The 26,786-nt window shown below is 42.5% G+C and carries 28 protein-coding genes; 19 read left to right on the plus strand and 9 right to left on the minus strand.

Translation table 11 applies throughout. The annotated features are described in order from the left end of the window. Positions 1-190 precede the first annotated feature (190 nt). The 12 genes from ACO067_RS07930 (at position 191) to ACO067_RS07985 (ending at position 11,295) form a co-directional block, all read left to right on the plus strand. A complete protein-coding gene (locus ACO067_RS07930) occupies positions 191-874 on the plus strand; it encodes a 30S ribosomal protein S16 (RefSeq protein WP_421872754.1) in 684 nt (227 codons plus the stop codon). A gap of 12 nt (positions 875-886) precedes the next feature. Beyond that, entirely contained in the window at positions 887-1,420 is a 534-nt protein-coding gene (gene rimM, locus ACO067_RS07935) for a ribosome maturation factor RimM (RefSeq protein WP_421872756.1), read from the plus strand. Beyond that, positions 1,417-2,091: a tRNA (guanosine(37)-N1)-methyltransferase TrmD gene (gene trmD / locus ACO067_RS07940; RefSeq protein WP_421872758.1), complete on the plus strand. Its 675-nt coding sequence runs from the start codon at positions 1,417-1,419 to the stop codon at positions 2,089-2,091. Before rimM ends, trmD begins: the two co-directional genes overlap by 4 nt. Positions 2,092-2,202: 111 nt before the next feature. Beyond that, complete coding sequence (locus ACO067_RS07945) at positions 2,203-2,826, plus strand: hypothetical protein (RefSeq protein WP_421872760.1); 624 nt, start codon at positions 2,203-2,205, stop codon at positions 2,824-2,826. Next, positions 2,823-3,428: a hypothetical protein gene (locus ACO067_RS07950; RefSeq protein ID WP_421872762.1), complete on the plus strand. Its 606-nt coding sequence runs from the start codon at positions 2,823-2,825 to the stop codon at positions 3,426-3,428. The genes ACO067_RS07945 and ACO067_RS07950 overlap by 4 nt, the downstream gene beginning before the upstream one ends. Then, a complete protein-coding gene (locus ACO067_RS07955; RefSeq protein WP_421872765.1) occupies positions 3,404-4,198 on the plus strand; it encodes a sensor histidine kinase in 795 nt (264 codons plus the stop codon). The genes ACO067_RS07950 and ACO067_RS07955 overlap by 25 nt, the downstream gene beginning before the upstream one ends. Next, positions 4,195-4,818 (plus strand): response regulator, encoded by a 624-nt coding sequence (locus ACO067_RS07960; protein WP_421872767.1) that lies wholly within the window; start codon positions 4,195-4,197, stop codon positions 4,816-4,818. Before ACO067_RS07955 ends, ACO067_RS07960 begins: the two co-directional genes overlap by 4 nt. 100 nt (positions 4,819-4,918) lie before the next feature. Continuing rightward, positions 4,919-5,272, plus strand: coding sequence for a 50S ribosomal protein L19 (rplS, locus tag ACO067_RS07965; RefSeq protein WP_421872769.1), 354 nt, complete (start codon positions 4,919-4,921; stop codon positions 5,270-5,272). 160 nt (positions 5,273-5,432) lie between these two features. Then, positions 5,433-6,212 (plus strand): diaminopimelate epimerase, encoded by a 780-nt coding sequence (gene dapF, locus ACO067_RS07970; RefSeq protein ID WP_421872771.1) that lies wholly within the window; start codon positions 5,433-5,435, stop codon positions 6,210-6,212. Between the two features lie 46 nt (positions 6,213-6,258). Beyond that, the gene (secA, locus tag ACO067_RS07975; RefSeq protein ID WP_421872773.1) at positions 6,259-9,615 is read left to right on the plus strand and encodes a preprotein translocase subunit SecA; all 3,357 of its coding nucleotides are present in this window, start codon (positions 6,259-6,261) and stop codon (positions 9,613-9,615) included. Next, the gene (locus ACO067_RS07980) at positions 9,594-10,106 is read left to right on the plus strand and encodes an SPOR domain-containing protein (RefSeq protein ID WP_421872775.1); all 513 of its coding nucleotides are present in this window, start codon (positions 9,594-9,596) and stop codon (positions 10,104-10,106) included. Before secA ends, ACO067_RS07980 begins: the two co-directional genes overlap by 22 nt. Further along, positions 10,099-11,295, plus strand: coding sequence for a M20 metallopeptidase family protein (locus ACO067_RS07985; protein ID WP_421872777.1), 1,197 nt, complete (start codon positions 10,099-10,101; stop codon positions 11,293-11,295). The genes ACO067_RS07980 and ACO067_RS07985 overlap by 8 nt, the downstream gene beginning before the upstream one ends. Positions 11,296-11,298: 3 nt before the next feature. On the opposite strand, the gene ACO067_RS07990 is transcribed toward ACO067_RS07985, so the two are convergent. Further along, the gene (locus tag ACO067_RS07990) at positions 11,299-12,474 is read right to left on the minus strand and encodes a porin (protein WP_421872779.1); all 1,176 of its coding nucleotides are present in this window, start codon (positions 12,472-12,474) and stop codon (positions 11,299-11,301) included. A 134-nt stretch (positions 12,475-12,608) separates the two neighbouring features. Here ACO067_RS07990 and ACO067_RS07995 point away from each other — a divergent pair, with 134 nt between their 5' ends. The 4 genes from ACO067_RS07995 to ACO067_RS08010 all read left to right on the plus strand — a co-directional run bounded on the left by ACO067_RS07995 (position 12,609) and on the right by ACO067_RS08010 (position 16,325). After that, positions 12,609-14,330 (plus strand): Na/Pi cotransporter family protein, encoded by a 1,722-nt coding sequence (locus ACO067_RS07995; protein ID WP_421872781.1) that lies wholly within the window; start codon positions 12,609-12,611, stop codon positions 14,328-14,330. Positions 14,331-14,363: 33 nt separating this feature from the next. Beyond that, complete coding sequence (locus ACO067_RS08000; protein WP_421872784.1) at positions 14,364-15,506, plus strand: Na/Pi symporter; 1,143 nt, start codon at positions 14,364-14,366, stop codon at positions 15,504-15,506. Between the two features lie 71 nt (positions 15,507-15,577). Continuing rightward, positions 15,578-15,934 (plus strand): phage holin family protein, encoded by a 357-nt coding sequence (locus tag ACO067_RS08005; RefSeq protein ID WP_421872786.1) that lies wholly within the window; start codon positions 15,578-15,580, stop codon positions 15,932-15,934. Continuing rightward, positions 15,921-16,325 carry a hypothetical protein gene (locus tag ACO067_RS08010; protein WP_421872788.1) on the plus strand — a complete coding sequence of 135 codons (405 nt, stop codon included), beginning with the start codon at positions 15,921-15,923 and terminating at the stop codon, positions 16,323-16,325. The genes ACO067_RS08005 and ACO067_RS08010 overlap by 14 nt, the downstream gene beginning before the upstream one ends. Here the strand turns inward: ACO067_RS08010 and ACO067_RS08015 are convergent. The 7 genes from ACO067_RS08015 to panC all read right to left on the minus strand — a co-directional run bounded on the left by ACO067_RS08015 (position 16,322) and on the right by panC (position 22,029). Continuing rightward, positions 16,322-17,239, minus strand: a complete 918-nt coding sequence (locus ACO067_RS08015) for a helix-turn-helix domain-containing protein (RefSeq protein WP_421872790.1) — start codon at positions 17,237-17,239, stop codon at positions 16,322-16,324. The two genes, ACO067_RS08010 and ACO067_RS08015, sit on opposite strands and share 4 nt — an antisense overlap. 126 nt (positions 17,240-17,365) lie before the next feature. Further along, positions 17,366-18,505, minus strand: coding sequence for an acyl-CoA dehydrogenase (locus ACO067_RS08020; RefSeq protein ID WP_421872793.1), 1,140 nt, complete (start codon positions 18,503-18,505; stop codon positions 17,366-17,368). A 138-nt stretch (positions 18,506-18,643) separates the two neighbouring features. Beyond that, on the minus strand, positions 18,644-19,342 hold the full coding sequence (locus tag ACO067_RS08025; RefSeq protein WP_421872795.1) for a zinc metallopeptidase: 699 nt from the start codon (positions 19,340-19,342) through the stop codon (positions 18,644-18,646). A gap of 10 nt (positions 19,343-19,352) precedes the next feature. Further along, positions 19,353-19,829 carry a D-glycero-beta-D-manno-heptose 1-phosphate adenylyltransferase gene (gene rfaE2 / locus ACO067_RS08030; protein ID WP_421872798.1) on the minus strand — a complete coding sequence of 159 codons (477 nt, stop codon included), beginning with the start codon at positions 19,827-19,829 and terminating at the stop codon, positions 19,353-19,355. Then, complete coding sequence (locus tag ACO067_RS08035; protein WP_421872799.1) at positions 19,816-20,805, minus strand: lysylphosphatidylglycerol synthase transmembrane domain-containing protein; 990 nt, start codon at positions 20,803-20,805, stop codon at positions 19,816-19,818. The genes rfaE2 and ACO067_RS08035 overlap by 14 nt, the downstream gene beginning before the upstream one ends. 17 nt (positions 20,806-20,822) lie before the next feature. Then, positions 20,823-21,173, minus strand: coding sequence for an aspartate 1-decarboxylase (gene panD, locus ACO067_RS08040; protein ID WP_421872801.1), 351 nt, complete (start codon positions 21,171-21,173; stop codon positions 20,823-20,825). Between the two features lie 7 nt (positions 21,174-21,180). Further along, on the minus strand, positions 21,181-22,029 hold the full coding sequence (gene panC, locus ACO067_RS08045; protein WP_421872803.1) for a pantoate--beta-alanine ligase: 849 nt from the start codon (positions 22,027-22,029) through the stop codon (positions 21,181-21,183). Positions 22,030-22,136: 107 nt separating this feature from the next. Here panC and ACO067_RS08050 point away from each other — a divergent pair, with 107 nt between their 5' ends. From ACO067_RS08050 to glmS, 3 genes are read left to right on the plus strand one after another with little or no spacing between them, the layout of a single operon-like run. After that, positions 22,137-22,946: a glycogen/starch synthase gene (locus ACO067_RS08050; protein WP_421872805.1), complete on the plus strand. Its 810-nt coding sequence runs from the start codon at positions 22,137-22,139 to the stop codon at positions 22,944-22,946. Further along, positions 22,939-24,270 (plus strand): hypothetical protein, encoded by a 1,332-nt coding sequence (locus tag ACO067_RS08055; RefSeq protein ID WP_421872807.1) that lies wholly within the window; start codon positions 22,939-22,941, stop codon positions 24,268-24,270. Before ACO067_RS08050 ends, ACO067_RS08055 begins: the two co-directional genes overlap by 8 nt. A gap of 14 nt (positions 24,271-24,284) precedes the next feature. Beyond that, positions 24,285-26,123 carry a glutamine--fructose-6-phosphate transaminase (isomerizing) gene (gene glmS, locus ACO067_RS08060; protein ID WP_421872810.1) on the plus strand — a complete coding sequence of 613 codons (1,839 nt, stop codon included), beginning with the start codon at positions 24,285-24,287 and terminating at the stop codon, positions 26,121-26,123. Between the two features lie 168 nt (positions 26,124-26,291). Here glmS and ACO067_RS08065 read toward each other — a convergent pair whose 3' ends face one another. After that, complete coding sequence (locus ACO067_RS08065; protein WP_421872812.1) at positions 26,292-26,786, minus strand: hypothetical protein; 495 nt, start codon at positions 26,784-26,786, stop codon at positions 26,292-26,294.

Raw genomic sequence — 26,786 nt, forward strand, 5'->3', positions numbered from 1 at the left:
TTTTGTCTATTGGTGAACAAATATAGGCAGACAATGTTTCAAAATTAAACCGCTTATTCGCTTTTACAAATATCAAAAGCTAAGTACCTGTTTTTCAGACCACCTTTCAAAAAATCAAAATATCAGCTATCTTTGCGGTCCTTTTAAATAAAATCTTTGAATGGACGTGTTCCATAACTAAAAGAAAATTATGCCTGTAAAAATCAGATTAGCGCGTCGAGGACGCAAAAAGCAAGCCATGTACGACGTAGTAGTGGCTGACTCAAGAGCACCACGTGATGGTAGATTTATTGAGAAAATTGGGACTTACAACCCAAACACTGATCCAGCAGCTATCTCTTTGGATGAAGAGAAAGCGTTTGACTGGGTAATGAAAGGCGCTCAGCCAACAGACACTGTAAGAGCGATGCTTTCTTACCGTGGTATCCTTATGAAGAAGCACCTTCAGATAGGTGTGATCAAAGGAGCGTTAACTCAAGAGCAAGCGGACGAGAAATTCGAAGCGTGGTTGAAGGATAAAGAAGCTAAAATCCAAGGTAAAATGGATCAGCTATCCAAAGACAAAGCTTCGGAAGCTAAAGCAAGACTTGAGGCTGAGAAGAAAGTGGCTTCTGCAAGAGCTGAGGCTATTGCTGCTAGAAAGAAAGCGGAAGAGGATGCACTTGCTGCTGAAGTAGCGGAGGCAAATGCTGACGAATCAGAGAAAGCTTTAGAAGAGGAAGGTGAAGAGGCTGTAGCTGAAGCTGCGACTGAAGAAGCTCCTAAAGAAGAAGCAAAAGCTGAGGAAGCACCTAAGGAAGAGGCTCCTAAAGAAGAAGCTAAATCCGAAGAGGCTCCTAAGGAAGAATCTTCAGAAGAAGAGAAGAAAGACTAATAAGGATATACAATGGGTTTTGATGATTGCTACCAACTTGGTAATGTGGTCAAGACTCATGGTCTTCGAGGAGAAGTTGTTTTTTTCCTGGATGTAGACTATCCTGAAATTTATCAAGAAATGGAATCAGTCCTGATTGAAATCAACGGGAAGCTGGTTCCATTTTTTATTGAATCCCTTCATCTCAATGGCGACCGGGCAATAACGGCTCTGGAGGATATTGAGACTATCGATGATGCTAAGCAACTAGTTGGTAAAAACCTGTTTTTGCCACTCAGGAATCTTCCCGATCTTCCAGATGGTGGCTACTATTTCCATCAATTGATCGATTTTGATTTTTATGATGGAGAAACACTCATCGGAAAAGTTCGGGCTGTTTACGAAATGCCAACCAATCACTTGATCAGTGTGGATCATAAGGGCACCGAAATACTTGTCCCGGCAGAAGACTCCATCGTAAAAAAGGTCGATCTGGGAAACAAAATAATTCATGCCGATCTGCCCGATGGATTGATGGACATCTACCTTGAATCAGAAGCGACATGAGGTTAGACATCATTACCTGCTTACCCGAATTATTTGAAGGCCCTATTAATCAGAGCATAGTCAAACGTGCTCAACAAAAAGGGCTGGTGGAAATCGAGGTGCATAACCTTAGAGATTACTCCACCAACAAGCACAAGAATGTCGATGATTATGCCTTTGGTGGAGGTGCTGGCATGGTACTGATGATCGAGCCGATAGATGCATGTATTTCGAAACTCCAATCTGAGAGGGATTATCAGGAAGTCATTTACCTCACCCCTGATGGAGAAACTCTAAACCAGGGTATGGCCAATGGCCTTTCCATGAATGAAAACATGATCCTCCTCTGCGGTCATTATAAAGGAGTGGACCAGCGTGTTCGTGAGCACTTAGTGACTAAAGAGATTAGTATTGGTGATTATGTGCTGTCTGGTGGTGAATTAGCAGCGATGGTTCTTGCCGATTCACTGATCCGACTGGTGCCAGGTGTACTTAATGATGAATCATCCGCTCTCACTGATTCCTTCCAGGACAATTTGCTCGCTCCTCCCGTTTATACACGTCCTGCCGAATACAAAGGCTGGAAAGTGCCTGATATACTGACTTCTGGACATGAAGCCAAAATAGAGAAATGGCGTCATGATGAAGCGGTGAAACGTACTCAAGAAAGACGTCCCGATCTTTTGAGGTAATCCTTTACCTCTTTTTAGGTATTTACAATCCCTCCAATTTGTTGGACTTTTGGTTTAACGGTTTCTAGCCGTATATTCAATCAACTATTACTAACCTTAAATCTTTACAAAATGAGAACCTTAATTACCACAGCCCTCATGGCACTTTTGGTAAGTAGCTGTGTATGGAAAAGTGATTATGATGCCTTGAAAGCAGAAAACGAAAAGCTTAAAGAGCTCAACAAAAACTATGAAGGCTTCAATTTTACTCCGCCGACGGAAGATCAAACAAAAGCCTTTGACAATGCCATTTCTTTCATGCAAGGAAATCGAGATGTACACCAAGGTCTTGGCACAAGGGTCACGGTGCAAGATGTAATCAATGACACAACTGAATTTGGTAAATTCAAGCGCTACCTCATACCATTCATGAAATCCTATGGGGTTTACATTTCAAGCTCATACACGTTCGGATGGAAAGAAATGCAGTCCCTGGTTAATGATGTTAAAATGCTTCACGGAATAAATAAAAAGTTTGTAGGAATAGGAGTCCATCATGGAATAGATACTACTGATACAGGCTATCCTTATGTGAGCGTGTTTCTCAGCCCGGTAGATTCTCTAGGAAAACCAATTTTCAGCCATCCTAGAATCTCCTATCGTGATATTCAGAAGGACGGTTTCCCGAAACAAGGAGGGGGATCAGAGTCTGGTTCATTGGATAGATCAAACCCATGCCCTGACTATTGTCCATGAGTTTGGATGTAATCATCAGATCAGTTTCTACCTATTCACCATTGCTGATTTTTGCAATGGTGAATAGGCACTCATTAGCTAACTCCAATTCCCTTTTGATCATAATCCTTTCACTATGCTCATTTGCTGCTGATATGCTTACTCGCCACTTTTTCCCATATCAAAGTACCTTTATTTTTTCTGGATATGCTCTAATTGAAATTGGTTTGATTGGTCGTTTTTTCCATTTGACAACTAAGAAAAAATACCCATTTCTAGTTTACACAGCCATATTACTACTACTCTACGGCACAACCATCTATTTCTCTGGAAGTGAGTACAATTCGATTGGCGATACACTAGAATCAATAATAATGATCCTTTGGTCGATGATCTATTTTTATGATATCTATTATTATGAGCGAGACCTGTTTATTGAACATTCTGGCAATTTTTGGTTTGTAGTAGGCATTTTAGCCTACTTCTCTGGTGCTCTTTTTTCTTTTTTATTGAGCAAGGAAATACTCAATGGCCCGATGGTTTGGACCTTTCATAATCTGGCCAACATTCTTAAAAATCTTTGTTTTACAATAGGAGTATGGAAATGCAGAACAGCAGTCTGAATTCAGAAATGGTATTGGTCATTGGCACCTGTGGCATGCTGTTATTGACCACCGCAATCGTGCTATTCGTCTACCTCTACCAGCGAAAGCTGATCAAGCAGAAACTAAAGTTTCAGCAGATAGAAGACCTGCTTAAACAACAGGAACTCAAGTCCGCCTATGCCATGCTGGCTGGCCAGGAAAAAGCACACAAGCGTATTGCCCAGGAACTGCATGACAATCTCGGCAGTATACTGGTCACCCTCAACATGTTTGCTGATTCACTGCAAAACAAAAAAGACCCCGAAGCACAAAAGGAACTTGCCACTAAAATCAGTGATGTGGCCAGACAAGCCAATGAAACCACCCGTCAAATTTCTCACAGCCTTGATTCAGGTGTCTTGAAGCATTTCGGACTAGAGATTGCCGTGAAAGAACTCGTAGAAGCACTCAGCGAATCGGATAGTTTACAGGTAGAAAGTCATGTGCAGATCACTTCTAAGTTGGATAGCGAACTAAGTATGAACGTTTACAGAATCTTGCAAGAGCTAGTCAACAACACGCTAAAGCATTCCAAAGCAACCAGAATAACCCTTGATTTAAACCAAATAAAAGACGCTCTGTCCCTGATCTATCATGACAATGGAATAGGTTTTAAAAAAGAGGAGATTTCCCCTGGTCTTGGATTGAAAAATCTGGAATCTAGAGTAGATCAGCTGGATGGCACCATCTCCATTGAGAGCGAACCAGAAAAAGGAACAACCACCATCATAGAAGTACCAGTCTTATGAGAAACATCAAAATACTACTCGCTGACGATCATGCCATCGTTATGGAAGGAATCAAAGAAGTCCTTAGTGCAGATGAAGAAATAAATGTAGTAGGGACTGTCTCAAATGGCGAAGAAGTGATCCGCTATATCAAACATCACAAAGCTGAAGTGGACGTAGTGGTTTTGGACATCAATATGCCTGTCATGGATGGGATAAGTTGCTCCAGGGTTTTGAAAAAGGACTTCCCTGATATCAAAATCATCATTCTCACCATGTATGCCCAAAAAACCTTCGTGGAGGAAATTGTAAAACTGGGAATTGATGGCTGTTTACTCAAAAACAATACCGGCAAAGAACTGATAGACGCCGTGCTCCGTGTGATGTCAGGAAAACAATACTATGATCGAATCGGTACGTTCAATTCCGAAGAAGAGGAAGTAACTCAGTACAAACTCAGCGAACGGGAACTGGAAATCATCAAGCTCATGTCTGAAGGCATGACAAGTGGGGAGATTGCCGAAAAGTTGTTTCTATCTGATCACACGGTGAAAACACATCGCAAAAACATCCTACGAAAACTCAATGTTAACAATAGCTCTCAGGCAGTTCAGTTCTGTCTGAGTAATCAGCTCATTTGATGTTGAATTTTCTTGGAAATATTTCTTGCGTGATTATCTATTATGAATTTATTACCTATATTTGCACTCCTTTTTGAGAAACACTCAATAGAGTAAAGACATGAGCGAGCTAATAAAATTTGTAGAAGAAGAGAATAAGGCAACTAAAGAAAAGTTCCCAAAATTCGCGGCTGGAGATACGGTAAACGTACACTACAAAATTAAAGAAGGTAATAAAGAAAGAATCCAGCAGTTCCAGGGTTCTGTACTTCAGATAAGAAACGTCAACACTAGTGGTGAAACGTTCACTGTAAGAAAGATCTCTAGTGGCGTTGGAGTGGAAAGAATTTTCCCTATTTATTCTCCAAACATCGAAAAGATTGACCTGGTAAGAAAAGGTAGAGTAAGAAGAGCAAGATTGTTCTACTTGAGAGGTAGAAAAGGTAAAGCTGCTCGTATCAAGGAAAAAATCTAAGATTCAATTACATTACAATATCAAGCCAACTTTATGTCAAAGTTGGCTTTTTTGTTTTCAACCAGTTCATTCTGTCCCGCCCCACTGACTATTTGGCAGAATATTAATTTAATTTGCCTTCTTTTTTAGTTATGTATGGTTTTTGACCTCACATAAATTCATGCAGATTAGATTTCATAAATACCAGGGCACAGGAAATGATTTCGTGATGATCGATGATCGAGAGGAAACATTTCCGGCCAATGACTCCAAGGTCATTGGGTTCCTTTGTGACCGAAAAATGGGTGTTGGGGCTGATGGAGTAATCCTCATCCAAAACCACCCAACGGAAGATTTCCGAATGATTTACTTCAATCCCGACGGCAGCAAAAGCCTATGCGGAAATGGCAGCAGATGTGCAATAGCCTTTGCGCAATCCCTTGGGATTATCGATCAAAAAACCACATTTGAAACTACTGATGGCATTCATGATGCTTTTATCGAAGGCGATATCTACCATTTCCACCTGCATGATGTTGGTCAGGTAGAGCAAATAAGTGACACAGATTTATTCATCAACACCGGCTCACCACATCATATTCAGCTTGTAGATCAAGTGGATCAGGTAGATCTACTTCAAGTTGGGCGGTCTATTCGGTATAGTGACAAATATGCTCCTGGTGGGACTAATGTCAATTTCGTAGAAAAGAAAGAGCATGGGATCAAAGTCCGAACATATGAGCGTGGAGTAGAGAACGAAACACTCTCCTGTGGGACGGGCGTCACCGCATGTGCCTTGGCAGCTGAGCAACTAGCTTACAAAAGTCCGATAACTGTTGAAACAAAAGGCGGTATACTAATGGTATCCTTTGAAAAAGATGAATCGAACCGTTATAAAAACATCTATTTGGCCGGACCGGCGAAAAAAGTATTTGAAGGGGTAGTGGAAGTACCTCGTTAATCAACTTCCATTTTATAACTTTAGACCCAATTTTAAGAAAACATTCATGTTAGATATAGTCAATAAGGGATTAGCGAAGATATTCGGAACCAAAGCGGAAAAAGACTTAAAAGAACTGAGTCCTGTAGTGACTCAGATCAACCAACAGTTTGCACAGCTCGCAAACATCTCTGATGATGAATTGAGAGGTAAAACAGAAGAACTCAAAGAGATCATAGCTAATAAACTAAAGCATATTGATGATGAGTTGTCCAAGCTGCACGAACAGGTAGAAACCGATGAATCCCTTCAAATCGATCAAAAAGAGGAGATTTTTGAACGAATAGACAAACTGGAATCCAAAAGAGATGAGGAGCTTGAGGATGTGTTGAAAGAAATCCTTCCGGTTGGCTTTGCTGTAGTGAAAGAAACGGCACGTAGACTGGCAGAAAACAAGCAACTCAAAGTAACTGCTACCATCTGGGACAAGGAGCTGGCAAGCAAAAAAGAACACATCAAGATAGACGGTGATTACGCCATTTGGGCCAATAAATGGAAAGCTGCAGGTACGGATGTAGAGTGGAACATGGTTCACTACGATGTACAGCTCATCGGCGGTATCACTCTACACTCTGGTAAAATAGCCGAGATGGCTACTGGTGAGGGTAAAACCCTAGTAGCTACTCTCCCTGCCTACCTCAACGCACTTGCTGGAAGAGGTGTACACGTGGTGACAGTAAATGACTACCTGGCCAAGCGTGACTCTGAATGGAACGCTCCGATATTCGAGTTTCATGGACTAAAAATTGACTGCATTGATAAGCATCAGCCTAACTCTCCAGAGCGTAGAGCAGCTTATCAGTGTGACATCATTTACGGTACCAACAATGAATTTGGCTTTGACTACCTGAGAGATAACATGGCCAGAAACCCTGAAGAATTGGTTCAGGGCAAGCACCACTTTGCCATGGTCGATGAGGTAGATTCTGTATTGATTGATGAAGCGCGAACGCCTTTGATCATTTCCGGACCCATTCCGAAAGGTGACGAGCATGAGTTTTATGAGCTAAAACCCCGAATCAACAAGCTGGTAGAAGCTCAGCGCAAACTAGTAGGCGATTACCTCAATCAGGCCAAGAAACTGATCAAGGAAGGCAATGAAGCAGAAGCTGGTTTACCACTATTCAGAGCATTTCGTGGCTTGCCTAAAAACAAACCTTTGATCAAGTTTTTAAGTGAGACTGGAATCCGAGCGCTGCTCCAAAAAACAGAGAACTTCTACCTACAGGACAATCAGAAAATGATGCCTGAGGCCGATGACCCACTATTCTTCACCATTGATGAAAAGCACAATAGCATCGATCTTACCGAAAAAGGAATTGATCTGATCACTGGCTCGGGAGAAGATCCCAACTTCTTCATCCTTCCTGACATTGGTGATGAAGTGGCCAAACTAGAGAATAATACTTCTCTTGACGAAACTGAAAAACTTCAGAAGAAGGAAGAAGTCATCCAGGACTATAGTGTAAAAGCACAGCGAATACACAGTGTTAACCAGCTTCTCAGAGCCTATTGTCTTTATGAGAAAGATACAGAGTACATCGTTGTAGAAGACAAAGTAAAGATTGTAGATGAGCAGACCGGCCGTGTGATGGAAGGTCGAAGATACTCTGACGGGTTGCACCAGGCCATTGAGGCGAAGGAAAATGTGAAAGTAGAGGATGCCACGCAAACTTATGCGACCATCACACTACAGAACTACTTCCGTATGTACCACAAGTTGGCCGGTATGACCGGTACTGCAGAGACAGAGGCCGGCGAGTTTTGGGATATCTACAAACTAGATGTAGTAGTCATTCCTACCAATAGACCAATAGCCCGAGAGGATGAGCATGACAAGGTTTATAAAACCATCCGTGAGAAGTTCAACGCAGTAGTGGAAGAAGTAGTGGATCTGCGGGAAAAAGGACGACCTGTGCTGGTAGGTACCACTTCCGTGGAGATTTCCGAGTTACTATCAAGAATGCTCAAGATGAAAAACATTGAGCATCAGGTATTGAATGCGAAACAGCACGCCCGAGAAGCGGATGTCGTAGCTGAAGCTGGTAAACCAGGCACAGTGACTATAGCCACCAACATGGCTGGACGGGGTACGGATATTAAGCTGACACCAGAAGCAAAAGCAGCAGGTGGATTGGCCATCATCGGTACAGAACGCCACGAATCCAGACGAGTAGATAGACAGTTGAGAGGTCGATCTGGTAGACAAGGAGATCCAGGTTCATCACAGTTCTATGTATCTCTGGAAGATAATCTCATGCGATTATTCATGTCAGATCGGGTGGCTAAAATCATGGACCGCCTGGGACTGCAGGAAGGTGAAGTCATTCAGCACAGCATGATTACCAAATCCATCGAGCGAGCTCAGAAAAAGGTAGAGGAAAACAACTTTGCCATCCGTAAGCGACTCCTAGAGTATGATGACGTGATGAACTCACAAAGAGAAGTAATTTACAAGCGGCGTAGAAATGCACTCTATGGTGAGCGTCTTGAGTTGGATATTAACAACATGCTCTATGACACCTGTGAGGATATTGCCATCAATGCCAAGGCTGGAGACAACCTCGATGGCTTGAAGCTCAACACGATCAGTGTATTGGGAATAGACTTCCAAATCACCCTGGAGGAGCTTACAAAAATCAACGAAATGGAGCTAACACAAAAGCTCTATAATGAGGCACAAAAGCACTATTTGAATAAAAACATCAACATAGCGCAACGAGCCCTTCCACTACTCAAGCAGATCCATAAAGACAAAGGAGCCACTGTGGAGAACGTATTGGTGCCATTTACCGATGGGAAAAAACAAATCGGGGTAGCTGCACCACTCGAAAAGTCCGTGGAGACGGAAGGTCGTGAAATGATCAAGTCCATGGAAAAAATGATTACCCTGGCGATCATCGACCAAACATGGAAAGAGCACCTACGTGAAATGGATGATTTGAAGCAATCTGTTCAAAACGCGGTGTACGAGCAGAAAGATCCTTTGATCATCTACAAGTTTGAGGGTTTTGAGCTATTCAAAGGATTCTTGGGTAAAGTCAACGAAGAATGTACGAGCTTCCTAATGAAATCGCACATTCCGGTTCAGGATCCTAATCAGGTACAAGAGGCCAGATCACAGCGAGCCAAACAGGACTATAAAGAGTCCAAGGAAGACAGTGGCTCTTTACTCAACAGAGGTCAGGCAAACACCAACAGGCCTCCAGCAGAGAAGACTCAGCCGGTTCACACGACGAAGATTGCCAGTAGAAACCAACGTGTGACCGTGCAATATCCAGACGGATCAGTAAAGAAAGATGTCAAGTTTAAGACTGTAGAAGACGACTTAAAAAACAATAAATGCGTGCTCTTAGATTCATAGTATTAGCTGTAATTACCGTGGGTGTGTATAGCTGTAAGACTTCTTCAGTCACCACCACATCTACTGAAACGTATCGTGAGGACTTGTCTGTATTGAGACCAGAAATCCGTAGTGCAAAAGTGGATACTGTTGCTCTTGACTCCAGTAAAGTAATGGCTCGAAACGAGAAAATCGCCGGGCATATAAAAATGGAACTGGACAGTGTGAACCAAATCATTATTGAGCAGAATAGGGCACGTCGCTATGTAGATGGGTTCACCATTCAAGTCTATACCGGTACCGATCGGGACAAAGCCAATGAAGCCGTGCGGATAGTTCGTGAAATCAACCCAGAACTAGATCCTACTATGAGGTATGTACAGCCAAGCTATAAAGTAAAAGTGGGACAATACATTAGCAAACTGGAAGCCCATGCCATCTACGAATCATTAAGAGAGGAATTCCCTCTTGCCCTACTTATACCAGAAAGAATCCCTGTCGACTATGACTGATACGATATCCGCCATCAAGCGATTATCTGAAGAATACTATGAAGAAGTGTTAGCTTTCAGAAGGCATCTTCACAGCCATCCGGAGCTGTCCTTTCAGGAGTACAATACAGCAGATTTTATTGAGGAGAAACTCCGTGAAATGGGCATCACGGATTTGGAACGTAAAGCTGATACAGGCATTACTTTCCTGATCAAAGGAGCCAAAGACAATGGTAAGACGGTGGCAATGCGTGCTGATATTGATGCCCTGCCAATCAAAGAAGCCAATGAGGTTTCCTACAAATCACAAAATGATGGAGTAATGCATGCCTGTGGACACGATGTGCATACAGCTTCTTTGTTAGGTGCTACAAAAATTCTTACCCAACTCACGGATCATTTTGAAGGAACAATTAAGGCAATCTTCCAGCCCGGTGAAGAAAAACTTCCGGGAGGAGCCTCTTTATTAATCAAAGAAGGCATTCTGGAAAATCCGAAACCCAACAGAATATTGGGACAGCATGTCATGCCGCTAATTGACTCTGGAAAAGTAGGTTTCAGAAAAGGAATGTACATGGCCAGTGCTGATGAAGTGTACTTCACCGTGAAAGGAAAAGGTGGTCATGCGGCGATGCCTGAAAACGCAATAGACCCTGTGTTGATCACCAGTCATATCATAGTGGCCCTACAGCAGATTGTTAGTAGAAACTCCAGCCCTAAAATTCCATCGGTTCTTTCTTTCGGACGGGTGGAAGCCAATGGAGCCACCAATGTGATCCCCAACGAGGTAAAAGTACAAGGAACCTTTAGAACCTATGATGAGGAATGGAGAGCAGACGCGCACAAGCGTATGACCAAAATGGCCAAAGGAATAGCTGAAGCCATGGGCGCGGAGTGTGATTTTGAGGTAATGAAGGGATACCCACACTTAAAAAATCATCCGGAGTATACCGAAGACAATATCAAAGCTGCTGAAGAGTATCTTGGCAAGGAGAATGTGGTGGATCTGGACCTGTGGCTCGCAGGTGAGGATTTTGCATATTACTCACAGGAGATCGATGCGTGTTTCTACCGATTAGGCACCAGAAATGAAGAAAAAGGGATCACATCTGGAGTGCATACACCAACTTTCGATATAGATGAGGACGCTCTCAAGATCGGCATGGGATTATTCGCCTGGCTCACCATTGCAGAGCTGAACAGGCCTTAGTCACTACAAGGCCACCTCAAACTGTAATCTATACATCATGAAGTTAGATGCCGTCGTGGTTCGGTATGTCATGTCACTCTGCACTTTCAGGGAATGGCCTTTAATGTACTTAGATACACCTAATGTGTATTCTGACACATCTGAGATAGAGGAGGCTCCTGCTCCGGATTGAACATCAGTATACCTAAGTGCAATTTCTATATTAGGCTTGGTCACGTAACCGGCTGCAGTTACAAAGCCTCTGCCATTGCCAAAACCATCCGAATTGTTACTCGACCTCCGGTCTACATATTCAGCATTCCAGGAGAACCCACGATACTTAAACACGGCATCAACAAACAGCGTTGACAAATCCGAATAAATGTACTCACCATTTGTATCAGTGAGATAACCACCGAGATTGCCTCTACTACGTGGAGCATCTTGGTTGTAATCATAAGAGATAGCCACAGATAATTTGGGTGATTTATGTCTTGTTAGGTCAGCACCAATAAAATCTTCTTTTCCGTTAAACTTACCAAAAGGAAGTATTTCTACTCTTCCCGTAAATTCATGACCATTTCTAGGGTTAGCCCCTATTACGTTTCTACCTTCACCCATGGATAAAGCAAGAATCTCTCGAAATACGACACCAGAAACCGTATGCTCCTTTCGTAATTGTAAACCAATATCCCTATCCAAAGTAAATCTGCTGTTGACAAGGCTACGATCTACAAACTGAAGGTTTTGTGATGACACCACACGTTCACGATTACCTGGCAGCTTGGTCTGACCAGCCCATAGCTCCCATCCTTTAGCAAACTTCCACCGGACCAATGCATCCAAAACGATGTTGGAGGTATTGCCCATTTCAGGGATATGGCCACTTCTTTGATCACGATTAGAAACGGCCAATTCCAGTTTGTAGATAATATTTGGATGAAAAGCATACCCGTCAAACTTCAATCTGCATCTGCGAATCATAGCACGCTCATCGTATGTATCATTTTCAAGATTTTGAATACCCTGATATAATGACTGGAAACGAAACCCAAATTTGAGGTTAAAACTGGAGTCCTCAGCCTGTAGATATAAGCGCTTGCCCCATTCCGCTGGAACGATGATCTGCCCATTGCTGATATGACTACACAAAAAGCTACAAACAACTATAGTCGCACGAACAAATTTCTTGTAGAACATACTAAAGTTAGGATGATTTGAAAAAGGCAATGTTAAGGAATTATGAACTAAAGCTTATCAGGAACATCCAAGTAACTTAATATTTGGGTAACATTACAATAGTAGTTTTGCAATCAAATTTAACCCTCATACACATGGAATTCGGATTACTAGACTTGCTGAATCTTTTTGGGTCACTTGCTTTTTTCATTTATGGTATGAAAATCATGAGTGAGGCGATCCAACGAGTTGCTGGTTCCAAAATGCGGCAAATACTCAGTTCGATGACTTCTAATCGATTTAAGGGAGTACTCACTGGATTTATCATAACCGGATTAGTTCAATCATCTTCTGCCACCACTGTATTGGTGGTCAGTTTTGTTAATGCTGGTTTGCTCTCATTGGTGGAATCAATCGGGGTGATCATGGGAGCTAATATTGGTACAACCATTACAGCCTGGTTAATTTCTATTATCGGATTCAAGGTGAAAATCGATGCTTATGCACTGATCATCATTGCATTTTCATTCCCGCTTTTATTTTTTAGCCGTGACCGCATAAAAACATGGGGAGAAGTATTCATCGGATTTGCTCTGCTTTTTATGGGATTAGCATATTTAAAAGATGCTGTTCCTGATCTAAAGTCTAATCCTGAGATTCTTGCCTTCCTTAGTGAATACTCTAACATGGGATTCCTATCCACTATTCTTTTCGTGGCGATCGGAACCCTTATAACGGTTGTCGTGCAATCTTCCAGCGCTGCCATGGCACTCACGCTGGTCATGGCCAATAATGGCTGGATTCCATTTGAGTTGGCCGCAGCAATGGTTCTGGGAGAAAACATCGGAACAACGATAACAGCTAACCTGGCAGCCTTAGTGGGTAATGTTCATGCCAAGCGAGCAGCATTTGCCCATTTTATATTTAATGTCTTTGGCGTACTTTGGATCATCTTGCTGATGGGCCCATTTTTATCACTCATCAGTTCATATGTAAGTTATCAAACAGGCTTCTCTCCTGAAACAAACCCTGAAGCAATCCCTGTAGCTCTTTCAGTATTTCATACCGCCTTCAACGTTATCAATACGCTCTTACTGATCTGGTTTGTAAAATTCATAGCCTCAATAGTTATTAAAGCGATCAAAACGAAAGGCGATGAAGATGATGATTTCAAATTAGAATATATAGGCACCGGGTTGCTAAACACTGCGGAACTTTCACTCGAGGAAGCTCAAAAAGAAACAGCTTTGTTCGGTAAGACAATAATTAAAATGTCCTCTGTCATGAAAGAGTTGTTGGATGAGCCAAAGAAAAAAAGACAGAAGAAGTTGCTCAAAAAGATGAGAAAATATGAAGAGAATACTGATCAACTCGAAGAGGAAATCACCAAGTATCTTTCACGTGTTTCAGATGGAAGTTTGAGCTCTGCCACCTCAGCAAGAGTGGTGAGTATTTTGAGCATCATCAATGATATGGAACGAATAGGGGATGTGTTTTTTCAAATGTCCAAGGATTTTGAGACCAAACAAAAAGAAAAAATCGGCTTCAATAAGAAGCAAAGATCTAATCTGAATAAGATGTTTGAATTGGTAGACGACTCTATAAGTACTATGGTAGCCAATCTCAACAGTAATTACACCAATGTAACTCTGGATACAGCATTAGCCCATGAACAAGCAATTGATAATTACAGAAACAAACTTCGCAAGGATCTTATGGGGGACATGCAAAGTAAGAATTACGATGTTCAGATCGGTGCGCTGTACAAAGACCTGTTTCAATCCATGGAAAAAGTTGGTGATCATGTGATTAATGTGACTGAAGCCATCACCGGAGAGACTGAAAGGTCATTGAAGAGAATGGAAGACATTTCTTAATAAAGGCTAATTTCTAACCTAAAACTCCAACTTATGTCAGCCAAATCCTATACCAGGATAGGTGCTATTCTGGTGTCAATATTAGGTTTCTTTGGTGCTATCAGCTTTTTGGGAATCAGTTTTCAATCTATCGGATCTGATTTTTCTCAGAATTTTGAGATCGCTTTCAGTAATCCTGCCATCGGATTATTTATTGGTTTGCTTGGAACCGCCATTCTACAGAGTAGCTCCACTACCACATCCATGGCTGTGGCGGCAGTAGCGGCAGGATCTATCCCCATGGAAAATGCCATACCAATTGTGATGGGAGCTAATATAGGCACCACGCTCACGAGCACTATCGTGTCTATGAGTTATGTAACCAAAACTGCGGAGTTCAAGAAGGCTGTATCAGCTGGCACCTGTCATGACATCTTCAATGTGCTTACGTGTATTGTATTGTTCCCGTTGGAGCTCAATTATGGGCTGCTAAGCAACCTCAGTCACTCGATGGCTTCCTGGTTTGAAATTGCCAATACTTCTGAAACTGTCCATGAAAAGTTTTTTATCTACCAGTTTCTAGACAATATCGGTAAAACGTTAGTATCCTGGATGGGAGGATATCTCCTATTGATCCTTAGCATCCTGATGTTGTTTGGCACGGTGAAGGCCATTTCCAATATCTCTTACAAGCAACTCATCGGTACCACCCGATCGCGATTTGAAGCCATCGCTTTTCAGAATACCTTCCGAGCCTTCGGTTGGGGGTTTTTGACTACAGCCATCATCCAAAGCAGCTCTATCACTACTTCATTGATAGTACCACTTGTTGCCACGGGCAAAGTAACCATTAGACGAGCTTTTCAATTTGTGGTAGGAGCCAACATAGGCACCACCATCACAGCCATCCTTGCCGCTCTGTTCAAAAGTGAGGCGGCAATGAGTCTTGCCTTTGCTCACTTCCTATTCAATCTTACCGGCACCCTACTGTTTATTGGAGTTCCCTTTGTTAGACAATTGCCCATTTATCTTTCCAATAGATTAGGGTCAGTTGCACTTAAGTATAAAATATCAGCGTTTGCCTATATCCTTTTGCTTTTCTTTGTACTGCCCTTCACGCTGATATACGTTAGCAAGTCTGAGGCCTCTATTTCCACCGTGCACCAGCCGGATCAAGAGGTAAGCGGAAATAAATAACTCAAACATTTAGCGCATCATTCCTATTGTATATATTGATCAACTGATCGAAATTTGATCAATTAATCGTTATGGCTGTATTTAACAAACTGGTAGACAAAATCTCCGAGTACATCAGGTTAAAGGGAGAAAAGATAAAGCTTGACATCATTGCTCAGGTTTCTAGACTTTTAGCCCATTTTGTGGCCTTTCTGACCATCGGACTGATAGGTTTGTTTCTGCTTATCTTCTTATCATTAGCCCTGTCAGCATATTTGAACAGTGTACTGGAGAGTCCACATTTTGGTTACTTAATAGTAGGAGGAGTTTATTTCATTGTTCTGATAATCATCATACTGCTACTCCGGTCCAATCGACTGCAAAGTTGGTTAGAAACCCTTTTCGTGAACCTTAGTGAAACCATAGAACAGGAAAATGTCGAAGAATAGATCTAAAGCATGGACCAAACATCGCTCAAAGCTTGATCTCAAGGAAGACCACCTAAAAAAAGAGCTCGAAGATGTGTCTAATGATTTTGAAGACCAGGTCAAACGAATTGCCACTATTTCACTGATCTCAGGTGTGGCAGTGCTGGGCGCCTACGGATTGTACAAATTGCTAAGTCAAAACAACGCAAAGAGTACGAAAACAGAAGCTCAGTCAGCACCTATCCAGAAAACTGCTCCACAAGAAGTCAAGATAAAGAAATCAGGATTTTCGTTTAAGAACCTCCTTTTGGAGCGAGTTGCTGTAATCGCCCTTAAATTTATAGGAGCACAGCTCACTACGCTATTGACCAGACGGTTTGGACTGGAAGAATCAGAAGAAGAACAGGACTAGACGTTGATGAGCGATTCTCTTCGCCGCATTTTACCAGCAGGAATACCAAACATCATCTTGAATCGTCTACAGAAATAGGCCGTGTCTTTGTATCCTACCTCTTTGCCAATCTCGCGTATGCTCTTTTTAGAAGTGCGCAGCAGATTGACCGCTTCCTCCATGCGCTGATACTCAATGTAGTCCTGCGGGTTAATGCCTGTTAGCATCTTGAAGTATTGTCCCACATAATCTTCGGATACGTTGGCCACGTTTGCCAGCACTTTGTTAGAGAGATCTTCGCCCAGATTTTCTTTGATAAACGTGAAGATGTCAATCAATCGAGGGTCTTTGAAATAAGTGCTATTGGTAGCGAATTGCTCCACAAACAAACCCTGCTTGAGAATGTAACGAATCAGTTCCACCACCAGCTGCTCCGTCATCACCTTGATGATGCGCCCTTTGCCTGGAGCACTGTCAGCTACTTCGTGATTTATCGCTTTGATCAAAGTGGCAATTTTACCTGAATCATCGATTCGAAAAGCTGGAATGTCCAAAGAAGCGAAGAAGTTTACAGAATCAAAAGCTTTGGCTTCAAACGACACATAGCTATAACTGTCACTGATCGCTTCAGCTTCATTGCCATAACTCTGAAAATAAGATTCTTTATTATTGAGAAAGTCATCTTTGGATAGACTAACCGCCGAGCCAGAACCGTAGGTAATACTCACCTGCTTCCCTCCAGGCACAAAAAACACCTCTCCGGCTTTACAACCCTCTTTTTCTTTACCAAAAGCCAGAGATCCACTGTTTACTAAAATGAGTGAATTCTCAATATCATAGTTGTTCTCAATGGTGACAGACTTTAAAATATTAATATTCTTAGCTTTAATAAATCTGACACCAAGAGATTCTATGATCTTATTATAATCTTCCACGCAGCACTAATATGATTAAATACGGATAATCGAATGATTATCGAACAAATAATTGTATAAATCTAATATTAAAAAGTGGAATAATCCAAATATTGGGGGCTTTTACCCCCAATATCCAAATTTATATTATTTCAATAATCCCCGAGAAATGACAATTTTTTGGATCTCAGATGTCCCTTCATAGATCTGCGTGATCTTCGCATCGCGCATCAAACGCTCCACATGATATTCCTTCACATAGCCATAGCCACCATGAATCTGTACCGCTTCGATAGCGTTCTGCATGGCCACTTCCGAAGCGTACAATTTAGCAATAGCACTCGCATGAGAGTAGTCTTGCTTCGTGTCTTTCAAGAAAGCTGCTTTCAAACACAAAAGACGAGCTGCCTCCACTTTCACACCCATTTCGGCTATTTTGAACTGTATGGCCTGGTGATTGGCTATCTCTTTTCCAAATGCTTTGCGCTCCTTGGCATAAGCGATGGATCTTTCCAGAGCTCCTGAGGCAATTCCTAATGCTTGCGAGCCAATCCCTATTCTTCCTCCATTAAGCACCTTCATGGCGAATGTGAAACCGAAACCATCTTCACCGATTCGATTTTCCTTCGGAACCTTCACATCAGTAAACATCAGGGAGTGTGTGTCAGAACCTCTTATTCCTAACTTGTCCTCCTTTTTGCCCACCACAAATCCATCCATCTCTCTTTCCACGATGAGACAATTGATACCTTTATGTCCCTTTTCAGGATCAGTTTGTGCCATCACCAAATAGACCGAAGCAGAATTTCCGTTAGTGATCCAGTTTTTGGTGCCATTTAGCAAATAGTGGTCGCCTTTATCTTCGGCAGTTGTTCGCTGAGAAGTGGCATCAGATCCAGCCTCCGGTTCAGATAGACAAAATGCTCCAATTTTCTCGCCTGTCGCCAATGCTGGCAAATACTTTTGCTTTTGCTCTTCAGTGCCGAAAGTCTCCAATCCCCAACAAACCAAACTGTTGTTTACAGACATGCAGACAGATGCAGAGGCGTCAATTTTGGAAATTTCCTCCATGGCCAGAACGTAGGAAATGGAATCCATCCCGCCTCCACCATATTTTGGATCAACCATCATCCCCATGAATCCAAGCTGTCCCATTTGCTTCACTTGTTCCATTGGGAAACGCTGCTCTGTGTCGCGCTCAATTACTCCAGGCAGCAATTCTTTCTCTGCAAAATCTCGTGCGGCATCTCGTACGGCCAGATGCTCCTCAGATAAGTTAAAGTCCATTTCTCTTCTTTAAAGGTTGTTGTTGTTTATTCCTAATAACTACAAATTTACAAGAATTTTGTTATGCATGCATACCATATAAATACAAAAAGACCTCTCGTTTGAGAGGTCTTTTGCCAAATTTTCTTCTGATTACTATCAGTCTCTGCTACCGCCTAAAAATATCATTACCCAATACAGCAAAGTAGCAAGAGACGAAAGCGCTGCAATCAGGTACGTCTGAGCAGCCGTATCCAACGCATCTTTTGCCATCTTGTGCTCTCCCTGATTGACGATATTTCGATCTTGTATCCAGGCCAAGGCTCGCTTACTGGCATCATACTCCACTGGCAAGGTGATAAACGCGAATAGAGTAAACACCCCATAACAACCGATTATCACCAATATGGCCATCTGCGGAGCTATGATTCCTTGAATGAAAAAGGCACCAAAAAACATCAGCATGAACACCACATTGATGATCTTGGCACTTACATTTTGTATTGGCACCATTGCTGAGCGAAACTCCAAAAAGCTATAAGCTGTGGCGTGCTGTACTGCGTGACCACACTCGTGAGCTGCCACAGCTGCTGCTGCAGCAGAGCGCCCATTGTACACTTCAGGACTTAGGTTTACGGTTTTATTGGCTGGATTGTAATGATCCGTGAGCTGTCCCTGTACGGAGGTGACGCTCACATCGTTGATCCCATGATCGGCCAGCATCAGTTGTGCTATTTCCTTACCAGTTAGTCCGGTTGACAAAGGTATTTTAGAATACTTTTTGAATTTATTCTTTAAACGCGTGCTGACTACCAAACTGGCAATCATAAACACGATAATGATGACAAATAATCCCATTTTTTATTTTCTAAATTGATTTTATTTTTTTGACTAATTCACTGGTAGAAAAACCCGGAACTAAATTAATCAGTTCCACTTTTCCGCCATGCATTTCTACGATATCTGCCCCTACGATGTTGCTTTTTTTATAATCAGATCCCTTCACCAAAATATCTGGTAAAATAGTCTCTATCAGGTGTATTGGGCTATCTTCCTCAAATACAACTACAGCATCTACTACCTCCAAAGCAGCCAACATATCCACTCTACCTTGCTCAGCCATTATTGGACGATTTACTCCTTTTAATCTTTTAACCGATGCATCAGAATTCACACCAACTACGAGCCGATTACCAAACTGTTTAGCCTGGTTGAGACTGTGTAAATGCCCCGGGTGAAGCAGATCAAAACATCCGTTGGTAAAAACAATCACCTCACCTTGCCTGCGCCAGGTTGAAACCAGATCCTTGAGTTTCGCTAGATCGCACTGCTTATTTGGTTGCATTCTTCTCCTTGTGCTTGTTGATAAACAGTGAAATGATCAACGCCACTCCCCCAAACACAGCCACTGCCACAATCTGAGACGTGTGCAGCAATGTAGCCAAAAACACACCCGTAGTACGTTCTACAGCATAGAGCACCAGCATACTACTGATCAAAGCATGATATGTTCCTATTCCTCCCTGCACGGGAATAGCCAAAGCAATGCCTCCTGAAACCAGGAGCATCACACCTGCGCTCCAGGGCAGATCTGCCGTTTCCGGAATAGAAAATACGATCAGGTAAGACATGAAATAATAGGTTACCCAGAGAACGACGGTTGACAAGATGAATCCGGAAACGTTTTGAACCTCCTTCAGTGAAAGTAGTCCACGAATCAGTTCATTGAGGAAATCACGGACTTTTTCGACTTTCTGATAGAGAAAATAGAGCAGCAAAAGCCCAAGAATGCCGCCAACTCCAAGAACCAGCGCAGCTTTCCAGGCTAGATCAGTCGCATCACCCAAACCGGAAAACACATCTTGCAGCAAAGCTATAAACCGATCGTACTCCATTACCAGAGCCACTGCAATCAAAAAAAGCAGAGTGAACATATCAATGATGCGTTCAGAAATCACCGTCCCAAGGGAGGTGGAAACGTGCACATCATCACTACGCTTCATCATCCCACATCGGGTGATCTCTCCCAGACGGGGAAAGGCCAGATTAGCCAGATAACCCACAAGCACTGCCAATAAAGTACGAAATGAATTAAGCTGTGGATATCCCAGTGGTTTCATTAGAATGTTCCATCGGTAAGCCCGTGCATAATAGGACACCAATGACAGAATAATGGACAAAATCACCCATGTGTAATCTACCTCTGAGGCTTTGGCCCAAAATTCTTCCAAATCAACATTGCGAAAAGCAAAGTAAAGGAGGACACCCGCCAATCCCAGTGTGAGTACATACTTGATGACGGAGATAGCCTTCTTCAGCATTCTTTTAAATTATCAGCTTAGTTGCTCAATCGATTTTTCTCATCTGGAAATATCACCACAGGTTGATGTGTTTTTGCTTCTTTCTTATCAATAGAGCAATAAGAGATAATGATGATAATATCGCCTACCTGAGCCTTTCGTGCCGCTGGTCCATTCAAGCAAATCTGACCAGTGCCGCGCTCACCTGTGATTACATAAGTCTCCAGTCGTTCGCCATTATTGATGTTGACTATTTGTACTTTTTCATTCTCCACCAAATCAGCCGCGTCCATGAGGTCCTCATCTATGGTGATAGAACCCACGTAGTGAAGCTCAGCTTCTGTGATTTTTACCCTATGAATCTTCGATTTTAGTACTTCTATATGCATTTTTGGATCAATCTTGCCGCAAATATAGGTTATCAATTAATCTTACACCTTCTACGTATCCAGCTACACATATTACAGTAGCTTGATCATCATTGACCAGTTTGGCTTCCAGATTGCCCGGTGATACGATCTGAGTGTATTCTATAGATAATCCAGTTTGTTCTTTATAAAAAGCATTGACCGCCCGATTAGTTTCATCGGGAGTCTGTTTCTCTTCCCAAAGTTTTTTGGCCAAAAGTAACCCCTGGTAAATAGTAACGGCCAAATCCCTACCTTCGGCACTCAATCGTTGGTTTCGTGAGGACATGGCTAGCCCGCTGGTCTCGCGAACTATGGGCACGCCAATCACTTCTACTGGAATAGACAAGTCACTGACCAATCGACTGACCAAAAGATATTGCTGAAGATCCTTCAGACCAAAATAAGCTCTATGAGGATTGCATTGATGAAATAGTTTGGTCACCACCACCCCAACACCGGAAAAATGGCCAGGCCTAAACTCTCCTTCCATGACACGCTCCATTCTACCAAAGTCTAGACTCACCTGTGGTAATTCAGGATACATGTCCTGCTCGGAGGGCACGTAGGCTATGTCGACACCTAGTGATTGGAGATGCTGGAGGTCCGCTTCAACTGTCCTGGGATAGTTCTCAAGATCTTCTTTATTGTTGAATTGTAAAGGGTTAACAAAGATGCTCACCACGAGCAGATCGTTTTCCTGACGTGCCTTTTTGATCAGGTGAAAGTGTCCATCATGCAGTGCCCCCATCGTGGGTACAAGACCAATGGATTTACCAGCATTTTTAAGACGGATAGTCTCATTAAAAATCTCATCGGGGAGATTGAGTACTTGCATCAAGAAAGGAATTAATGTTGCGTAACTTATTGAAAACGTTGATTATATGGCAAATTTATGGTAATTTTGAGGTCATTTTAGTCAATCCTCAATAAAATAGCATATCTATGTCGAATTTAAGAATCCTTTATGTGGCAAGTGAGATCAATCCTTTTCTGAAGACTTCAGAGGTCGCTGATTTTGTCAGAAGACTTCCGCAAGCGATGCAGGAAAGGGGGATGGAGATCAGGATTTTAGTACCCAGATTTGGGTTGATTAACGAGCGTAAAAACAGACTACATGAGGTAGTCAGATTATCAGGTATCAACATTTCTGTTGGTGACGAAGAGAAGCCTTTGATCATCAAGGTCGCTTCTATTCCAAATGCAAAACTTCAGGTTTACTTCATTGATAATGAAGACTACTTTCACAGAAAGTCAGTGTTCTTCGATAAAGAAGATAATTTCTATGAAGACAACGATGAAAGAGCAATATTTTTCTGCAAGGGCGTTTTAGAAACAGTTAAGAAACTGGGATGGTCTCCTGACATTATTCACTGTAATGATTGGATGACAAGTTTGATTCCTCTTTATGTGAAATCAACTTACAAGAACGATCCAATATTTAAAGATTCTAAGACAGTATTCACGATTTATAATAATAAGTTTACGCACAAATTCGGCGAAGACTTGTTGGAGAAGGTGAAAATGATTGACATAGATGACAGCATGCTAGGACCACTGAAAACCGGAGATTACGAAGGTTTTGTGAAAATGGGTCTGGAATACGCAGACGCTGTGATCAATGCGAATGAAGAATCATCCGAAAGTTTCGATAAGTTGATGGACGACATGAGCGATAAGCGTGTCGATATTTCTGAAAAAGATGAAAATTTCGAAGAATCTTACTACAATCTTTACAATGACCTTGTTGGATAAACAAACACACTTATATAAGTCGGGACTAGCTTTATTGCTGGTCCCGTTTTTTTTTGCCTGTGATGACCCATCAAACCTGGGACTACAGGTGGACGAGCGGGAAAATGAATTCCAAACAGAAAAAGTGGAGTTCACTCTTCCTGTATCTACCATAGGCATAGATAGCCTGAGAACGGAGCACTTCAGTGCCTCACTAGTTGGCAAATACAGCGACCCGATCACCGGCACGGTGGAGGCCATCTCTTACAATTCGTATGGCATCAATGGAGGCCAATTACCAGATCAAGGTGATAGTCTTCAGTTTTCCAGAGCTTTCATCCGAATGAAAATCTTTGACTCAAGACTGAACCAGCCCTTGACTGGTGAATCACTGAGCATTCATCTGGCCGAGGATACCCTATACAGCCGAGCTGTCTATCTGGCAGATCGGGCCATCCCTTACGACCCTGAGCCAATAGCTACATTTACCTATGATTTCAATCCAGAAATTGACACGGTACTAGAAATACCACTATCGGATGATTTTGGTCGGTTTCTCTTTACCCGACTGGACAGAGTGACAAATCCAGGTGGAGACTATGCTGATTCGCTTACTCGCAGCCTTTACTATTATGATCCTCTAGTATTCGTGCCAGGAGCAGACAATCAGGGTATTTTGGGCTTTGATCTGGCATCAGACACATCGGCCATTTATGTAGAAATGGTCAACAGCCAGGGTACAGAGAGTTACTACACTTTTGATTTTCGAGAAGCCCACTATAACCAACTCAATCGTGATCGGTCAACTGGCCAGCTGAACGACCTATCCACAGAGTACACACCTAGTGCCAATACTGGAGACTACTCTTACGTGGATATGATAGCCGGAGTCTACACTAAGGTGGCCTTGCAGCCACTTTTGGATTTCGTAGAGCTTAACCCTGAAGTAATTGTGAACAATTCTGTGATTGAATTAAACGCAATCACTCCTGGCAGCTCTTATATAGACAACCTGGAAAGGCTGCAATACTACTTTCTTTTGGATAATGGCCGCATCAATGGACCTGGCGGACAAACTGCGGCCTCTGGTCAGTATGCAATGCTTACAGAAGGCTCCTATCTATCCAGTGGGACGGATGTACTCAATGCAGTAGTAGACAATCAACTCAGGTACCGATCCAACATCACACTTTTTTCACAAGTTCTGTTCAATAACTTTTCGAACGAAGAAGACTACCTCACCGAGGAGCTAGTTTTGTTAAGCCCAAGGACCCTGAGCTTAGATCAAACTACTCTGGTTAACTCAGAGGTCAAGCTTACGTTATACTATACATCTATTAAGTAAATAAGCATCTATCTATGTGTGGAATAGTAGGGTACATCGGGAACAAACCCGTATTTCCTATACTCATCAAAGGTCTCAAGAGACTGGAATACCGAGGATATGACAGTGCCGGCGTGGCACTGCTAGAGTCAGACCAGCTGGAGTTGTATAAGAAAAAAGGAAAGGTCTCCGAACTGGAGAAACTAACCGAAACGAGCTCTTTTTCCGCTACGGTAGGTATAGGTCATACCCGATGGGCTACCCATGGTGAACCCAATGATCGAAATGCTCATCCACACTATAGCAGTGATCAAAAACTTGCTATTATTCACAATGGCATCATTGAAAACTACGGTGCACTGAAGACAGAGTTAGCTGAAAAAGGTTACGAGTTTCGTAGTGACACAGACACAGAAGTTTTTATCACCTTCATTGAGGACATTAAAAAAACGCTAGACCTCAGTCTGGAAGATGCAGTAAGAGTGGCTCTGACCAAAGTAGTAGGCGCTTATGCTATTGTGATTGTCTCGCAGGACGAGCCAGGAAAATTAATTGCTGCTCGCAAGGGAAGCCCAATGGTGATCGGGCTGGGAAAAGGTGAATACTACATCGCTTCAGACGCTAGTCCCATTGTAGAATACACCAATGAGGTGGTCTACATGGAAGATGAACAAATAGCCATCATCACCAAAGACTCACTAGATATAGTGGACACCAAGGATGTGCCTCAAAAGGCTGAAATCCACAAACTGGATCTCAAGCTGGAGTCTATCGAAAAAGGTGGGTATGAGCATTTCATGTTGAAAGAAATATTCGAGCAGCCACGATCCATTGCCGATTGCATGCGCGGACGTATCAATGCTTCCGAGGGACTGCTCACCCTTGGTGGGATTCGGAATTATTCAGAAGCGCTGATCAATGCGGAGAAGATCGTGATCGTAGCGTGCGGTACTTCATGGCATGCAGGCCTGGTGGCTGAATACATTTTTGAGGACATGTGCCGCATTCCAGTGGAAGTGGAATATGCCTCAGAGTTTCGCTATCGAAACCCAGTGATCAGAGAAGGTGACATTGTCATTGCGATCTCACAGTCTGGAGAAACTGCTGACACACTGGCTGCCATAGAATTGGCCAAGTCTAAAGGAGCAATTGTTTTCGGTGTTGTTAATACAGTAGGGTCCTCCATTTCCAGAATCACTCATGAAGGCGCCTACCTTCATGCTGGTCCAGAGATAGGAGTAGCCTCCACCAAAGCCTTCACCGCTCAACTGACGGTATTGGCCATGATCGCATTAAGAGTAGCTTCTCGCAAAGGCACCATCTCCGAGTCCAAATACCTCGAACTCTTAGTAGATCTGGAAAACATTCCCAACAAAGTATCAGAAGCGCTTAAGTCGGATGATAAAGTCAAAGAAATCTCAGCGTTGTTTAAAGATGCCCGAAACTTCTTGTATCTGGGTCGAGGATACAACTTCCCAGTAGCTCTGGAGGGTGCGCTCAAACTTAAAGAGATTTCTTACATCCATGCAGAGGGCTATCCTGCAGCTGAGATGAAGCATGGTCCTATAGCTCTAATTGATGAGAACATGCCGGTGGTGTTTATTGCCACGCGTGATAGCTCCTATGACAAGATTGTGTCCAACATTCAAGAGGTGAAATCTAGAAAAGGCAAGGTCATTGCCATTGTAACGGAAGGCGATGTATTGATCCCAAAAATGGCAGATTTCACTATCGAAGTACCTGCTACTCATGAAGCACTCATGCCGTTGGTATCAGTGATTCCTTTACAGCTACTCTCCTACCATATAGCAGTGATGCGTGGAGCCAATGTGGATCAACCAAGAAATTTAGCAAAAAGTGTGACAGTGGAATAGTAAAGAAGCTGAAGGTAAGTTGGTTCCAGGTGTGAAGTGACGAATCCTTAGTACTTCACCCCACTCCTGGAAACCTTTGAAACATACCCGTCATCTTACGCACAAGATGAATGGTAACCTTAAATGCTTTTGAAGTTTCGATAGGTGAAAGAACGCCAACCCGTTCTTTCACCCAAACACCTTAGATAAACAGGACTCAGCGAAAGATCCCTTATACTCACCTTCGGAAATGTATCCGAAAAAAGGAATCTTATGTACTTTATCCATTTTTGCTATCAGCGGCGTTATATCGAAACCACCAGTATGACCATAATGAGACTGATAGTTCTTATAAATATATATCTCGTCGATCCTATTGCCTTCAAGAAAACTACCTATGGCCCTGTCAGTAGTTCCATAAAAAGGCTCTATTTGGATACTATTTATTCTAGTCTTTGACTCTTTTCTCATTGCCTGCACTGCTTCCTGAAAAGCGGCAGGAATAAGCGATTTCATCATTTTACTTCTAGAGTAAAACAATAAATCTGAGGTAGAAAGCGCAAGCTTGAATCCAAATGCTAGTATAATGTCCAGTGATTCGTTTGGATGCTCATCTATTGCTGTTTGGATCAACATTAATGAATGACCAGAAAAATCAGTTGGAATCAAAACCCGCTTGCACAT

This window comes from Marinoscillum sp. (assembly GCF_965229915.1).
Taxonomy (GTDB): Bacteria; Bacteroidota; Bacteroidia; order Cytophagales; family Cyclobacteriaceae; genus Marinoscillum.